The organism is Saccharibacillus endophyticus, assembly GCF_013185185.1.
Taxonomy (GTDB): Bacteria; Bacillota; Bacilli; order Paenibacillales; family Paenibacillaceae; genus Saccharibacillus; species Saccharibacillus endophyticus.
Genome location: NZ_JAAZWE010000001.1, coordinates 238,458 through 251,615 on the forward strand (window position 1 = coordinate 238,458; position 13,158 = coordinate 251,615).

The window sequence follows — 13,158 nt, forward strand, 5'->3', positions numbered from 1 at the left end:
CGTGCGTTCGTTATCAGGTATTTGGACGACTTTTATCAAAAAGCGTTCGAAAAGATGCGACATGGATTCAAAAGGACGCCTTCTAATGATTAAAGAGTTATGCATATAGCTTTTCAGTTCATGTCGACAATCCGGAAAGGTTGGGAATCAAATGGGCACGAAATTTGCAAACCTTCATATTCAAATGCAGGATCAACAGCTCGTACTCGACGCTTTAAGGCAATTGACCGATCAGGCCGGGCACGTATTGGTCAAGCCGATTTTAAATGAGTCGAGCATCCTCGATCAATATATCCAGCGAAAAGAAGACGGAAGCTCCAGCATCGAGACCGAGCCGCATGTGACGTATTATCTGCATCAAAGCGGCGAGTGGACGACCGTGCTCAACTATTATTTCGAATGGGGAACGGTCGAACAAGTCGGAGAGCTGCTGTCCACGTTTGTTTCGCAACCGGTAATGACCGTCGGATTTTTCGATGAAGATATTTTCGAATGGACGATATTCCAAGACGGCGAAGCGAGATCCAGAAAACTGTTTTGCGGAATGTGGGCTGCCGACGAGTATGAGCTTAAGCCGGAAATCGTGGATTTTACTTATTTGCAAGAAGTGGTCGGAATCAAACGCGCAGATCTCGATCGGTTATTCGACAGCGAAACTCCCGAGCAGGCCGTAGATGCGCTTTCGGAGCTGCTCAACGTGCATTTGTGGATCGATTATAAAGTCATGGATAGCGATTCGGAGTCGGCGAAAAGATATTCCCGAGTCGACCAAGATATAAGGAAGTGATCGATTGAACCCGACAGATCCTAACCCGGGCGAGGAATCAAGCTGGTACGCCGTCAAGATGCTGTTTGAATGCTTCATTACGGGCAGGCCGGACGCTTCCAAGATCGACGACGATTATACGGAAGACAAGACGTACGAAGAGAGCATCTACCTGATCCATGCAAATTCGCTCGAAACGGCATACGAGAAAGCGGAGCAAGAAGCTCGAAGTTACGAGATGTCTTATCAAAACGTATACAGGCAGGACGTGGAATGGAAGTTTGTGCGGTTCTTGGATGCTTTTCATTTATTCGATCAAGAGCCTGCGGATTTGACCGAAGTCTATTCCCGGCATATCAGCGCACCGAAGCGAACGAAAACGGAAGAGTTTGTGCGCAAGATGTTTCCCGAGACGGAAAAGCAAGATTAAGCACAGCCGACATTTCAGGAGGATTCCCTATTGAAAAGTTATTACGGAGAATTATGCACCAAAGTCTACGAGAGCGATAAGTCGTTAGCCGAAGGCGAAGAGTTGGAGTTCTATCTGTCCTTCGTAACCCGACCGGACATGCAGGTGCTGGAGCCGATGTGCGGCAACGGGCGGCTGCTGATTCCTTTCATGCAGCGCGGGATCGCGATCGAAGGGTTCGATATTTCGGAAGACATGCTGAAGGTGTGCAGGGAAAAAGGGCGCAGCCTGGGGTTGGAACCTCGTGTCGATCAGGCCAAACTCGAAGAATTCGTCAGCGACAAAAGTTTTGACCTGATCGTAATTCCGTTCGGTTCGTTCTCGCTGCTGCCGGATGAGCTTGTAGATCAAGGTCTTCGCCGGTTGAAAAAAGCTTTGAGCGATCAAGGGAAGCTGCTGTTGACGATCATGGTCGAGCCGCATCAGGGAGAGGACCTTGCGGAATGGACCGAATCGGGCATGACGCAGCTCGCAAACGAATCGATTAGGCTGTACAAGAAAACCCGGTATGATGCGGAAAAAGCAGTCCTGTTCACCGAATTGAAATACGAACTGGTCAAGGACGATCGCGTGCTGCGGACGGAGATCATGGAGTTTCCGGTTCGCTTTTACGGCATCGACGCCTTTAAGCAGATCCTTGAGCGGAATGGTTTTCGACAAGTTACGGTGCATGAGGTGGAGAACGGGTACGGCGAAGGGACTCTTTTCCACGTGTTCGAATGCGGTTAGCCGACTTGGATCATGGCCGCGTTCGATCATCCGATTCTATTGAAAGGCAGGCGATCCGTCGATGTTTTACGTCAATGCGCGAGCTTTTATCGAACGCGAAAGCGAAGGCATAATCGAGCTGCTGATCCAGACTCGCACCAAAACCGATCAACAATCATTGGAACTTCCGGGCGGACAGTTGGAGCCGTTCGAAGCAATCTTGGACGGGTTGAAGCGGGAAGTATTCGAAGAAACCGGATTGACGTTAGTCGAGGTCGAAGGCAGCGAGACCCGGATCGATACGAGAGGGATCAACCCGGATTTCGAAGTCGAGTGTCTGGCTCCCTATTGCGTCTATCAAACGGTAAAGGGTCCGATCGATTCGGTCGGCATGTATTTCATTGCGGAAGCTGAAGGCGAGTTATTGAAAACAGGCGATGAAACGGCGAATATTCGTTGGGTAGCGTTAGACGAGATCGATCGTCTCATGTCGGAAGATCCCCGACAGTTTTCGGACGTCGATCGTGCGGGGCTGATGTATTACCTGAAACATCGAGATCCGATAAGGAGGGATAAGCCATGAAGCCGAAAAAAGGAAGCTTCAAACCGATCTATCTGCTTGCCGTTCCGATTATCGCGGCACTCGTAATCTTGCAGTTCAATCAGCATGCCGATCCGCTAAGCTCCATCATGAATCGTCCGATAGACGTCGAAAAAATCTCCAGTACCGAGATGGGGAGATATGTGTATTCGAACCAGAACGGAGCCGGATTTGTTGAATTTGAATATATTCCGTTGGACGCCCAACAGATCGGTAATATCGCGACTTGGATAAACGAGGCTCCCGAATCCGCGATTACGATGCTAGACAACATGCCTTCGAATATTAGCGCCGGGATCGTTTTCAAAGTCAAATCCAACAAAGAAGTTCGAATCCAGTACAATCGGGATAAAGTCTACGTAACCCGCACGGACGTCAATCGGCAAATGCTTCGGTATTCGATCGAGCAGGCGGAATTGCAGAACTTCTTCGATGAGCAGCTCAAAGGATCCTATCTCGGCGAAGATCCGGTACCCGATGTGTAGAAAGCAAAGGAGTAGATTATCATGTACGATCATCATACGTTCAGCTCGGCGGAAGAAGTCGATCAGCTTTTTCGGCATTATCATATAGACCGGAAAGTGACTCATGCCGAGAAATTATCCGGGACTACCTCGGGTGTGGTATGGAAAGCCGTGACTCAATCCGGTGAAGCATACATTGTAAAACAGGATCATCCCGAGCAATTGGAAGCCGTTCAGCAATTTCTGGATACGCATAAAAATTCGAAGCTGCTGCCTGACGTGCTTTTCGCTGCCGAAGATCGGTCTTGCTTCGCTTACGTGTTTATCGAAGGAACCACCCACTTCAATCGAGGACTAAAACGGGAGTGGATGGCTGTATTGATCCGGGAGCTGCTTCATTCCTATCAGCCTCATCAAAATTTACGCGCCGGGGCTTGGGTGCCTCATTCGCAAGAAAGCTGGAAAGCGTTCAATCTGGCAGGCATCGAAGAAGCGCGGTCGAACATCGGCGATGCATTGTCGTCGGAAGACCATGAACAGGTTATGGAGCAAGCGGAAAAGCTGTTCGAGGATAACTTGGCAGGCGTCGAGCAATTTTTTCTTCACGGCGATACGGGCGTTCACAACTTCGTGTTCGATAAGTCCGCATTAATTGGAGTGATTGACCCTTCCCCGATGATCGGCCCGCTGCTGTACGATTTCCTGTATGCCTTTTGCTCTTCGCCGGACGATATCGACATGGAGACTCTGGAATATTGCGCAGCTTTTCTCGAACAGGGAAAAGCGGACATATCCCGACTATGGGAAGAAACGCTGATCCAGCTCTACTGCCGAATCGGTATTTGCATCAAGCATCATCCGCATGATCTGCCCGGCTATTTGCAAGCTTGGGAAGAATGGAAAAATGAATCAAGCCAACAAGGAGAACGTGAACGATGGAATGCTTAGGCTGCCGAATCGCGAACGGCTTGGAGCCGAATTTGAATATCGTATATGAAAATGAGCTTATAACCTGCGTGCTTGATATTGATCCTTTCAATGAAGGCCATACGTTGATTCTTCCTAAGAAGCATTGTCTGGATCTCGATGAGATGGACGCCGATACAAGTCACGCCGTTATGGATGCTGCGCGCATATTGACCGGAACACTGAAGCTGCTTTTCCGACCTGACGGTGTACGAGTATGCCAAGACGGAGGAATTTTCAACGATCTGACCCATTACCATATGCACTTGATTCCCAGATACGCAGAAGATCATTTTGTCTGGGGAGAGCCTGCCAGGCCGCATGATGCTGCGCAGCGATTGAGCCGGACGAAGGAAAAAATTGCGAATGCCTTATCAGTTGGAAAAAGGAGAGAATAAGATGACATTCCCCACTCATATCGTATCGGCAGGCGGGATCGTGGAAGACGGAAAAGGCAACATTTTATTAGTGAAGGCGCATGACGACGGGTGGGTGTATCCGGGCGGAATCACGGAGGTCGGAGAGAACCTGATCGACGGCGTGATTCGCGAGATCCGGGAAGAAAGCGGGATCGAAGCGGTCGTGACCCATATGGTGAACGTGATATCCAATACCGCCATACATAAATGGTACGACGGCGTAACCGATGTGCCGACCAAAGTCATGTTCGATTTTGCATGCAGGGCGATAGGTGGAACATTATCGACTTCGAACGAAACGAGCGACTGCCGATGGGTACCGAAAGAAGAAGTGCTGGATTTCATAACGCTGCCGGCGATCCGCTTGCGTTACGAAGCTTATTTGAAGTTTGAAGGCGCCGTAAACTACTTGGAATACGCGACCGCCACGAATACCGAATGCGAAGTCAAGCTGCAAAGACAGGTATAAGCATAAGCGTATAAATACACAGGAGGATTTCGAATGCAGTCATTTTCAATCATCTTCGATATGGACGGTACTTTATTTCAAACCGATCGCATTCTGGAAATCTCGCTGGAAGAGACGTTCGAGCATTTAAAGTCGCGCGATCTATGGGATAAAGAAGCTCCGAGTCCGATCGAAACGTACCGGGCGATCATGGGCGTGCCGCTGCCGCAGGTCTGGGAGACGCTGCTGCCCGAGCATAGCGACGAGATCCGTGCGGAGGTCGATCGGCACTTTTTGACAACCTTGATCGCCAATATTCAAAAGGGAAAAGGGGCCTTATATGCAGGAACCTTGGAAGTTCTTGCTTATTTAAAAGAAAACGGATTTCCGGTCTATATCGCAAGCAACGGGTTAAAGCCGTATCTGGCCGCGATCGTCCGCTATTACGGGCTGGATGCCTGGGTTACCGAGACGTTCAGCATCGAGCAGATCGATTCGTTGGACAAAGCGGAACTGGTGAGGTCCATCATTGAAAAATACGGGTTCGAAAAAGGAGCGGTTGTCGGAGATCGGCTTTCCGATATCCGCGCCGCTCAAACTAACGGATTGCTCGCGATCGGATGCCGGTTCGATTTCGCGCGCGAAGAAGAGTTGGCGCAGGCGGATATCGTGATCGATCATTTACAGGAGCTGAAAACGCTTATTCATCAATTCCGCGTTTAGAAACGGTTCGTCAAATATCGCTTTCTTCTCCCTCAGACAGGAGCATGCTCGGCACGTGATGAAGCTCGTTATACCGTTCCAGCTCATCGATTTCATGTTGAAGATCATCGAAGTTGAAGCGATGCGATCCCCATTGGCTTGCGATGATCCCGTCCGAATCTGGTTCTACGGTGAATTTCCCATCAGAAAGCCCCATTACGCCATAATCGAAATCTTCTTTATCGAGCCTGGAACCTTTGTTGGCGCTCAGGAACAAAACGACTTCTTCGCCGATCGTAAACATCGGGGTCACTTTTTCGTCTACGATCAAGATTTTATCGTCTGTCTCGCCTCCTGCTGTTCGAACTTCTACAACGTTGCCGGGATCTCCTTTATAAACAGTAAGTACTTGAACGAAAGTGTCAGTAGCCGGAAGTCCGGTAAAGTCGTTTTCCGTTTCTTGAGAAAGAACAGTACCATGAATGATAACATCCGAATCGCGCACCAGTTGATTCTTTTCCATTTTGGTCATCCAAGAACTGGCTTGAGCGATCTCTTTTTCACTACTTTCCTTCGTCGTTTCCATCGTTGCGGTTAGAGATTCCGTTCGATTCGAGGTTTGATCTCCACAAGCGGCAAGAACGCCTAACAAGGCAGTCCCCATCAGCAAAAGCATTCTGTTAGATCGCATCATTTTCCCTCCTGACTCCTGAATTGAATACCTATCTAATGAACGTCTTCTTTGCAAAGGACGTTATCTTTTTTATCCCTAAATCGAAAGGACGGTTCCTATGCTCCGTTTACAAACTTTCACCCCGGAAGACTTCGATCAACTCATTCAATGGAGCGGCGACGAAGCCTTTTTGCTCCAATGGTCCGGTCCCCAATTTCAATATCCGCTATCTATCGATCAGTTGGAAACCTACACGCAAGGAGCTAACAACAAAGATTCCTCCGATCGGCTCATTTACAAAGTCGTCGACGAGTCAATCAACGAAACCGTAGGCCACTTATGCCTAAGCCTGGACCGGGATAATCGTTCGGGACGAATCGGAAAAGTACTGCTCGGCGCAAACCATCAAGGCAAAGGCTACGGCGAACAAATGATCCGGGAAGCGCTGCGGATCGGATTCGACGACTATCATCTGCACCGCATCAGCCTGGGCGTATTCGATTTCAACCACTCCGCGATCCGCTGCTACGAAAAGTCAGGATTTGTTCAAGAAGGACTCATTCGGGATGCAAGAAGGTATAAAGACACCTTTTGGAATCTGATCGAAATGAGTATATTGGAAGAAGAATGGAAAAGGATGAGCAAAGCCGAATGATCCGAGGCGTCAGCGTAGAAATTCCGAACGAATACGGCAGCTTTCTCGGCGAATTGCTAAAACCTTTTCCCGTCGCGGCATACAACTGGTGGGTCGGAGCAGAAGAATCGTATCGGATCGTAAACGGCGAGTTTGAACCTATGTTCTAAGAACCAGTGGAATGCATGAACGGCGAAGTACTGAAAAACATCATCGAGAACCAAAAAACTATCTCATTTTCCAAGACCTGAAATCTTTCCCCAAAACCGCTCGCCCTATCGAAATCAATACGTATTCCGACTTCCTGACCAGCGAATGCGAATTATCCCTACTGGTCATCGATAGCAGCTACGTCACAATCTATTGCAAAGACATAAGGGTTACACACGACATACATACTCACGCCCAAGTCTTAAACTACAGAAATGTCCGCTACATCACCGACGAAAACGATTTTAGAACGAAGTTAACCGTCTACTAACCTAATACCCAAAATCCTTTCCTAAAAAGAAAAGCCCAGCGGAGCGAGAAATTCAGTGAATTATAGGTTTTCGAAGAAAACCTACGGTAACACGCTTGAAGTGTTGGCCTTTGAAGCCGGAAAATTCCTTAGTTAAATCCAATGCGTTTTACGGGTGAGACAGCGTCTTGTAAAGCATTTCGAAGAAATGCACTTCGGAAGCCTATGCTGGCAATTTCTCCCGCAGCCTCCCAGCTTTTTAAACCCAAACAGGATTTGCAATCTCTCACACAAGGAGTGGTTCAGATGAAAAACATCTTCGACCCTGCGCCGACCGAGGAAATTCTTACCCGGATCGATCAACTGCAACCGGATGCCGAGCCTTCATGGGGGAAAATGAGCGTCGCTCAAATGCTTGCGCATTGCTCAGCTTTTCAAGATATCGCCACCGGCGACTCCGTCAGCCCGAGAAGCTGGTTAGGCATAGTGGTTGGTCGTTTGGCTAAACCTGTTTTTTACAACGACAAGCCGCTTCCGCGAGACATGTCCACGATTCCGACGCTTATTATTACAGATCCACAAGCCTTTGATACAGAAAAAGCAATTCTGAGGCAGAAACTCAAAAAGTTACAAAGCATCGGACCTGACCAACAGCCGCTTCACCCTCATCCTTTCTTCGGCAAACTAAGCGCAGAAGAGTGGGGGAAAGGCATCTATAAACATCTGGATCATCATCTCCGGCAGTTTGGCGTCTAATTTAACCAAAGGAGAGGCCCAATCAATAATTACGATCTATTATTCGGCAATCAGTATCGGTTGATGCTAAGTAGTTGAGGTGCGTTGGTGCTAGAAAATCCGTCAAGGAGGATTCGAGGTCCGTTATGCCGAAGGGGTAGCGGACTATCGACGTCTGCGAATCGTGGCGATCAGAAAGTAAGAGATGCTGATTTGGAAGTTTGGATAAAGGATTAAAAAACTTGCACAAAAGTGCGGGTTTTTTACACGCAAGCCTAAACCCGCTCGCCAGGAGGTTCTGATATGCCCTATAGCTATCCGGTTTTGCACGTTGAACCTTATCACGAGCGTCCTGAGTGGTTGAACAGCGCGACGGAAGTCGAGGAATACATGCGGCTTTCGCCGCTTGCAGACGAACGCGAAGTCGAGTTATTCCTATACGTGCTTCTGGGAGCCAGTGATCTTGAGCTACGCCCGACCCCTCGGGAGATGCTGCAACAATTCATGGCGCTTGACGAGGAAGACGGAATCGCGCTTAGCGGCGGCATTGTTTTTTGCGAAAATGAAAACCGCCGCATCCTGCCCAGCTGCTGCGCGGGAGTCGAACAAATACCCGAGATTATAGAAGATGTGATCAATCGGCAAAGCCCGTGGCTGGGGCATGATCCATGGCCGACGATTACCTACGAAGGCGAGCAGGCGTATGTCTGGCCGGATCATGTTTCCGCTCAATTTCCCGATTCGGAATCGTTGAAGATCGAAGCCTCCGATGAACCGCCGATTGTCTATGCCTATAAGGAACTGCTGCAAAGCGTCCGCCGCTGCGCGTCTGAGCTTGAAGGCTTCATCGACGGACCGCTGTACCTTTGGTTAATCGCTAACAGTCCCGAACTAGCCGGAGCGGTGAGCGAACGTTTGAAGCGATTGCTTTTGCAAGAATAGTAAGATAGGAATACGGGTAATTCGTAGGAAGCGAAGAGGAGTGTACATTCTAAAACAGAAAGAAGGAGCCGAACATGATCCCTGCAAAAATCACGTTGGTTACGGTCGCGGCCGATAGCGTTCCGAAGCTGCGGGCCTTTTATCAGAGTTTGGGTTGGCCGGAGACGGATGTCAGCTCGGATAAGTACGCCGTATTCAAAACCGCAGGCGTGCTGCTGTCCATTTTTCCTATCGAAGAAGCGCTGCATGAAGCAGGATTGGAATCGATAACGTCCTCCTCCGAACTTCCTGTTTTCAAAGGAGTCACGCTGTCGCTCAACGTCGATACGCCCGAACAGGTCGATACAATCATCCGCCAAGTGAAGGAAAAGGGCGGCCGAATCCTTAACGGACCGAAAGACGCCGTTTGGGGAGGACGCATCGGACACTTTATGGACCCGGAAAACAATCTATGGGAAGTCGCTTGGAATCCGACGGCCGTATTTAACGAATATGGGGCGATGACTTCTTTTTGAAACATAAAATCAGGATTCCGATCGAGGTGAGCAGAATCAAGTTATTATTCGTATGCAGTCGCAATAAATGGAGAAGCCTGACCGCGGAAAAAATCTTCGATCCGCTGCCGGGCTATGACGTACGATCGGCCGGAACGGAGAACGGAGCGCGAATCAAAGTGACGGAAGGCCATGTGGGCTGGGCGGATCAGATTTTTGTCATGGAAAAAAAGCATGTCCGGCGTTTGCGTGAAAAGTTCGTTACGGAACTGCAAGGAAAGCCTCTGATCTGTCTGGATATTCCCGACGATTACGGCTACATGGACGAAGACCTGATCGAAATATTGAAATCTCGGGTATCTGAACACGTATTGCTTCCGGAAGACTTTTAAAGGCAGGCGCGACCGACAATAACAATGATACATATTACGGAGATCTACGAGCATAAGGAGGCATAGAGCGTGAGCAAAAAGGTCGATTATAAAAAGGACTACAAATCGTTATATCTTCCCAAGCCGGCCCCGGAGGTGCTAAAGATTCCGTCGATTCCTTTTTTCACGATTGAAGGAAGCGGCGATCCCAATGAAGCAGACTTTGCACAGGCTACGGAAGCCTTATACAGCCTGAGCTATGCCGTCAAAATGTCTTATAAAAGCGACGACATCCCGGAAGGGTATTACGAATATACGGTTTTCCCGTTAGAAGGAATCTGGGATTTGGTCGATTATTCGAAGCCTTCCACGGATAAAAGCAACCTGAAGTACAAAATCATGATTCGCCAACCGGACTTTTTGACCGACGAAGGTTTCGAACGGTTTTTGACGCAAACGAAAAAGAAAAAAACGAACCCGCGGCTGGATGAGGTGAGATTTGAACACGTGGAAGACGGGATGAGCTGTCAGATGATGCACGTCGGCAGCTTCGAAAACGAACCGGCGAGTTTTGCGCGCATGGAGCAGTTTTGTGCGGAGAACGGTTGGACGCGCAGCAGCAAGCTGCATCGCGAGATTTACATATCCGACCCGCGCAAGACCGTTCCGGAGAAACGGAGGACCGTTTTGCGATTCGGGGTGGAGAAATGAGCACCTAAAAAACCGGCCTGACAAAGCGCGCGCTCCGTCATCCGGCATTTTAGGTGCTGGCCCGGCGGTAGGGCCTGATCTGATTTACTTGTTCTCTTCGCTCGGCGCGCCTTGATCTTCCATAAACCACAGCGGGTCCATATTGTCTTCTTCGCCGTTGTAGTTGATCAGGATTTCGTCGCCGGCTTTGATGTTGGTGTAAGCGTAGAAATCGAACGTATGCTTTTCGAAGCTGATTTCGTAGGTCGCATTGGGCGTGTAGGAATGGTTGATCAGGCTTCCGTAGCCGAGCAGGATCGCCGTGTGGTTCGCGCCGTATTCGAAAACGTAATCTTCCAAAATCGTTTTCTCGATATGTTCGTGTTCCTCGTTCTCGTAAGCGACGACCGGAGCTTCATGGATCAGCTCGCCTTTTGCGATATCGCGGGTCGCGAAAACGCCTCTTGTAAACTCGCCGCCGCTGAGCGGGGAATGCTTGACTTCGATCATGGTTTCACCTTCGCATTTCCTGGATTATAGAAAGATCGCCCCTTGCGGGCATAACGATAATTGTAGCCCAATCTGATCGGAACGGCAAGGAAGATCGAGAGGGGAAAAGTAAGCCTGTCGTTTAAACGGAAAAGAAGCGGGAGGTGCATGAAATGAAATACGCCGCGACTTATTTGGACCGATATTTCGATTCGATCGAAGAGTACGGTTCCAAAGTAGAGCTAATGACCTTGGCAAAAACCGGCGGTGCCGCAATGTCCGAATCTGCTTGGATCAGGGGGATCGGCGAACTAATGAACTGGCAGGCCATGTCGGAGCGCTCCGGGGTATGGACTTATTACGAATCGGTAAATCCGCAAGCTGCCGAAACAACCGTTCTTTGGCTGGAGTCTCTGGACGGATCAGAAGGGTTCGCGCTTTATGCGCAAGGACTGAACCGATACGAAGATCAGATATTGATGGAACAGATCGATCACTGGATCGAGGAGCACCGCACCGATATAGACAACGCGACCAAGAGAGCTTTGCTCATGCATAAAAAGTGGTTCTATGAAGAGCTGGACGTATAAACGGAAGGAGAGAAGCCTTCAAGATGATCATATGGATCAACGGAGCGTTCGGTTCGGGAAAAACGACGACGGCAGAAGAGTTGGAACGACGCATCCCGGAATCGTTTTTGTACGATCCGGAGAACGTGGGCTATTTTATTCGGAACGTTTTTCCTGCTGGCCTGCTGAAGTCGGATTTTCAGGATCACAAGATATGGCGTGAGATGAATGTATCGCTACTCGGAGAGCTGGCGCGCCAATATTCCGGTACGATCATCGTTCCGATGACCCTCGTCAATCCGGATTATTTCGAGGAGCTGGTCGGGCAGCTTCGCTCGCAGGGAATCGAAGTCCGGCATTTTACGCTGATGGCCCAACGGGAGACTTTGTTGCAGCGTTTAACCAACAGGGGCGAGGAATCCAATTCATGGTCTGCCCGGCAGATCGGCCGCTGTCTTGCCTCGCTGTCGGCAGAACGTTTCGGTCAGCATATCGATACGGACGATCTGACGACGGAACAGATTATTGAGCGAATCGCAGCGGAATGCGAAATACAGTTGAATCCTAAAGCATAAAGCAGTGAAGCATGAAAGGAAGGATTGCCATGACGAATCAGGAAAAAAACGATCTGCCGATCGGAGAAAGCGTTCGAGACTATATTTTTTCCCGGACGTTGGACCGACGTGTTGCCGAGGTCGAATATCTGAAACGCTCTCAGCAGGTCGATAACTATTTTTACGGAAAAATCGTGAAAAGCAACATGCCCCCGCGTCTGGCCTGGTTAATTCAAGAATACGATGAACTGGTAAAAAACGTCGTCATCTCTTTGTTGGACGAAGTTGAGGAAGAAATTTATACCTACGATCTCCAGCTTGAAAGTTCAGGCGAGCGCGTCTCGGGCATTTCATTGATCGAAGACGATATTTCGTTCTTTTCCGGCCCTTCTGTTCACGACGAGTATCCCAACTATGACTCGGAAAACAAGGGGGCCGGATGAGGGCGAGCCGAGACAAAATTCTCATCATTGGCATCGTGGCAAGCGGAAAAACGACACTGGCCAGGCAGTTATCCGTCAAGCACGGCATACCCTGGCATGAGCTGGACAATATCGTGCACCGACGTATGGAGGAAGGAAGCCGTAAGCGCACGAGGGAGGAACAAATGGAATTGATCCGTCAAATCGACCGGGAAGGTCCCTGGATTATGGAAGGGGTCGACCGGTCTTCCTATGCGGCGCTGTACGAGATGGCGGATATCGTTATTTTTCTCGACCCTCCGTTGTGGAAACGGAAATTGCGGATTGTCAGGCGCTTTGCGAAGCAGAAACTGGGGCTTGAGCCTGCGCATTACAAGCCGGATCGGACCATTCTGAAAGCGATGTTCCGATGGACCGCGGATTTTGAACGGAATCGCCCGCAATTCGAAACCAAGCTTGCGGGTTATTCGCATAAGGTCGTGACGTTGAGGACGAGGCGCGAGATCGACCGGTATCAAAACGGAGGCGTATAAGCTTATGCAAAAAGATGCCGACTTACTGAAAATGATCGAAGAAAGCGGC

At 49.4% G+C, this 13,158-nt stretch carries 23 protein-coding genes; 21 read left to right on the forward strand and 2 right to left on the reverse strand.

Annotated features, from left to right (window positions below):
• Window positions 1-151 precede the first annotated feature (151 nt).
• The 9 genes from HRQ63_RS01085 to HRQ63_RS01125 all read left to right on the forward strand — a co-directional run bounded on the left by HRQ63_RS01085 (window position 152) and on the right by HRQ63_RS01125 (window position 5,564).
• On the forward strand, window positions 152-787 hold the full coding sequence (locus tag HRQ63_RS01085; protein ID WP_172237856.1) for a hypothetical protein: 636 nt from the start codon (window positions 152-154) through the stop codon (window positions 785-787).
• 4 nt (window positions 788-791) lie between these two features.
• Window positions 792-1,196 carry a DUF4288 domain-containing protein gene (locus tag HRQ63_RS01090; protein WP_172237859.1) on the forward strand — a complete coding sequence of 135 codons (405 nt, stop codon included), beginning with the start codon at window positions 792-794 and terminating at the stop codon, window positions 1,194-1,196.
• Window positions 1,197-1,226: 30 nt separating this feature from the next.
• Complete coding sequence (locus HRQ63_RS01095; protein WP_172237862.1) at window positions 1,227-1,964, forward strand: class I SAM-dependent methyltransferase; 738 nt, start codon at window positions 1,227-1,229, stop codon at window positions 1,962-1,964.
• Between the two features lie 61 nt (window positions 1,965-2,025).
• Window positions 2,026-2,526 carry an NUDIX hydrolase gene (locus HRQ63_RS01100; protein WP_172237865.1) on the forward strand — a complete coding sequence of 167 codons (501 nt, stop codon included), beginning with the start codon at window positions 2,026-2,028 and terminating at the stop codon, window positions 2,524-2,526.
• Entirely contained in the window at window positions 2,523-3,029 is a 507-nt protein-coding gene (locus HRQ63_RS01105) for a hypothetical protein (RefSeq protein WP_172237868.1), read from the forward strand. The genes HRQ63_RS01100 and HRQ63_RS01105 overlap by 4 nt, the downstream gene beginning before the upstream one ends.
• A gap of 21 nt (window positions 3,030-3,050) precedes the next feature.
• Window positions 3,051-3,956, forward strand: a complete 906-nt coding sequence (locus HRQ63_RS01110; RefSeq protein WP_172237871.1) for a phosphotransferase — start codon at window positions 3,051-3,053, stop codon at window positions 3,954-3,956.
• 32 nt (window positions 3,957-3,988) lie between these two features.
• Window positions 3,989-4,372 (forward strand): HIT family protein, encoded by a 384-nt coding sequence (locus tag HRQ63_RS01115; RefSeq protein ID WP_308809896.1) that lies wholly within the window; start codon window positions 3,989-3,991, stop codon window positions 4,370-4,372.
• A 1-nt stretch (window position 4,373) separates the two neighbouring features.
• Complete coding sequence (locus HRQ63_RS01120; RefSeq protein WP_172237877.1) at window positions 4,374-4,862, forward strand: NUDIX hydrolase; 489 nt, start codon at window positions 4,374-4,376, stop codon at window positions 4,860-4,862.
• Window positions 4,863-4,895: 33 nt separating this feature from the next.
• Window positions 4,896-5,564, forward strand: coding sequence for an HAD family hydrolase (locus HRQ63_RS01125; protein WP_172237880.1), 669 nt, complete (start codon window positions 4,896-4,898; stop codon window positions 5,562-5,564).
• A 10-nt stretch (window positions 5,565-5,574) separates the two neighbouring features.
• On the opposite strand, the gene HRQ63_RS01130 is transcribed toward HRQ63_RS01125, so the two are convergent.
• Window positions 5,575-6,237 carry a hypothetical protein gene (locus HRQ63_RS01130; RefSeq protein ID WP_172237883.1) on the reverse strand — a complete coding sequence of 221 codons (663 nt, stop codon included), beginning with the start codon at window positions 6,235-6,237 and terminating at the stop codon, window positions 5,575-5,577.
• A 97-nt stretch (window positions 6,238-6,334) separates the two neighbouring features.
• Here HRQ63_RS01130 and HRQ63_RS01135 point away from each other — a divergent pair, with 97 nt between their 5' ends.
• The 8 genes from HRQ63_RS01135 to HRQ63_RS01165 all read left to right on the forward strand — a co-directional run bounded on the left by HRQ63_RS01135 (window position 6,335) and on the right by HRQ63_RS01165 (window position 10,563).
• Window positions 6,335-6,871 (forward strand): GNAT family N-acetyltransferase, encoded by a 537-nt coding sequence (locus HRQ63_RS01135; protein WP_172237886.1) that lies wholly within the window; start codon window positions 6,335-6,337, stop codon window positions 6,869-6,871.
• Window positions 6,868-7,020 carry a DUF2691 family protein gene (locus HRQ63_RS26125; RefSeq protein WP_268239412.1) on the forward strand — a complete coding sequence of 51 codons (153 nt, stop codon included), beginning with the start codon at window positions 6,868-6,870 and terminating at the stop codon, window positions 7,018-7,020. Before HRQ63_RS01135 ends, HRQ63_RS26125 begins: the two co-directional genes overlap by 4 nt.
• An 11-nt stretch (window positions 7,021-7,031) precedes the next feature.
• Entirely contained in the window at window positions 7,032-7,331 is a 300-nt protein-coding gene (locus tag HRQ63_RS26130; protein ID WP_268239413.1) for a DUF2691 family protein, read from the forward strand.
• Between the two features lie 285 nt (window positions 7,332-7,616).
• Window positions 7,617-8,066, forward strand: coding sequence for a DUF1569 domain-containing protein (locus tag HRQ63_RS01145; RefSeq protein ID WP_172237889.1), 450 nt, complete (start codon window positions 7,617-7,619; stop codon window positions 8,064-8,066).
• A gap of 282 nt (window positions 8,067-8,348) precedes the next feature.
• The gene (locus HRQ63_RS01150) at window positions 8,349-8,987 is read left to right on the forward strand and encodes a hypothetical protein (RefSeq protein ID WP_172237892.1); all 639 of its coding nucleotides are present in this window, start codon (window positions 8,349-8,351) and stop codon (window positions 8,985-8,987) included.
• Between the two features lie 74 nt (window positions 8,988-9,061).
• Window positions 9,062-9,502 (forward strand): VOC family protein, encoded by a 441-nt coding sequence (locus HRQ63_RS01155; protein ID WP_172237895.1) that lies wholly within the window; start codon window positions 9,062-9,064, stop codon window positions 9,500-9,502.
• Between the two features lie 35 nt (window positions 9,503-9,537).
• The gene (locus tag HRQ63_RS01160) at window positions 9,538-9,873 is read left to right on the forward strand and encodes a low molecular weight protein tyrosine phosphatase family protein (RefSeq protein WP_172240459.1); all 336 of its coding nucleotides are present in this window, start codon (window positions 9,538-9,540) and stop codon (window positions 9,871-9,873) included.
• 69 nt (window positions 9,874-9,942) lie between these two features.
• Window positions 9,943-10,563: a GyrI-like domain-containing protein gene (locus HRQ63_RS01165; RefSeq protein ID WP_172237898.1), complete on the forward strand. Its 621-nt coding sequence runs from the start codon at window positions 9,943-9,945 to the stop codon at window positions 10,561-10,563.
• An 84-nt stretch (window positions 10,564-10,647) separates the two neighbouring features.
• On the opposite strand, the gene HRQ63_RS01170 is transcribed toward HRQ63_RS01165, so the two are convergent.
• Window positions 10,648-11,052 (reverse strand): SET domain-containing protein, encoded by a 405-nt coding sequence (locus tag HRQ63_RS01170; RefSeq protein ID WP_172237901.1) that lies wholly within the window; start codon window positions 11,050-11,052, stop codon window positions 10,648-10,650.
• 152 nt (window positions 11,053-11,204) lie between these two features.
• Here HRQ63_RS01170 and HRQ63_RS01175 point away from each other — a divergent pair, with 152 nt between their 5' ends.
• Genes HRQ63_RS01175 through HRQ63_RS01190 form a run of 4 tightly spaced genes read left to right on the forward strand, consistent with a single transcriptional unit; the run spans window position 11,205 to window position 13,109 of the window.
• On the forward strand, window positions 11,205-11,621 hold the full coding sequence (locus HRQ63_RS01175; RefSeq protein ID WP_172237904.1) for a hypothetical protein: 417 nt from the start codon (window positions 11,205-11,207) through the stop codon (window positions 11,619-11,621).
• 23 nt (window positions 11,622-11,644) lie between these two features.
• Window positions 11,645-12,175: an AAA family ATPase gene (locus HRQ63_RS01180; RefSeq protein WP_172237907.1), complete on the forward strand. Its 531-nt coding sequence runs from the start codon at window positions 11,645-11,647 to the stop codon at window positions 12,173-12,175.
• 29 nt (window positions 12,176-12,204) lie between these two features.
• Window positions 12,205-12,597, forward strand: a complete 393-nt coding sequence (locus tag HRQ63_RS01185; RefSeq protein ID WP_172237910.1) for a hypothetical protein — start codon at window positions 12,205-12,207, stop codon at window positions 12,595-12,597.
• Window positions 12,594-13,109 (forward strand): P-loop NTPase family protein, encoded by a 516-nt coding sequence (locus HRQ63_RS01190; protein WP_172237913.1) that lies wholly within the window; start codon window positions 12,594-12,596, stop codon window positions 13,107-13,109. Before HRQ63_RS01185 ends, HRQ63_RS01190 begins: the two co-directional genes overlap by 4 nt.
• Window positions 13,110-13,158: the final 49 nt, after the last annotated feature.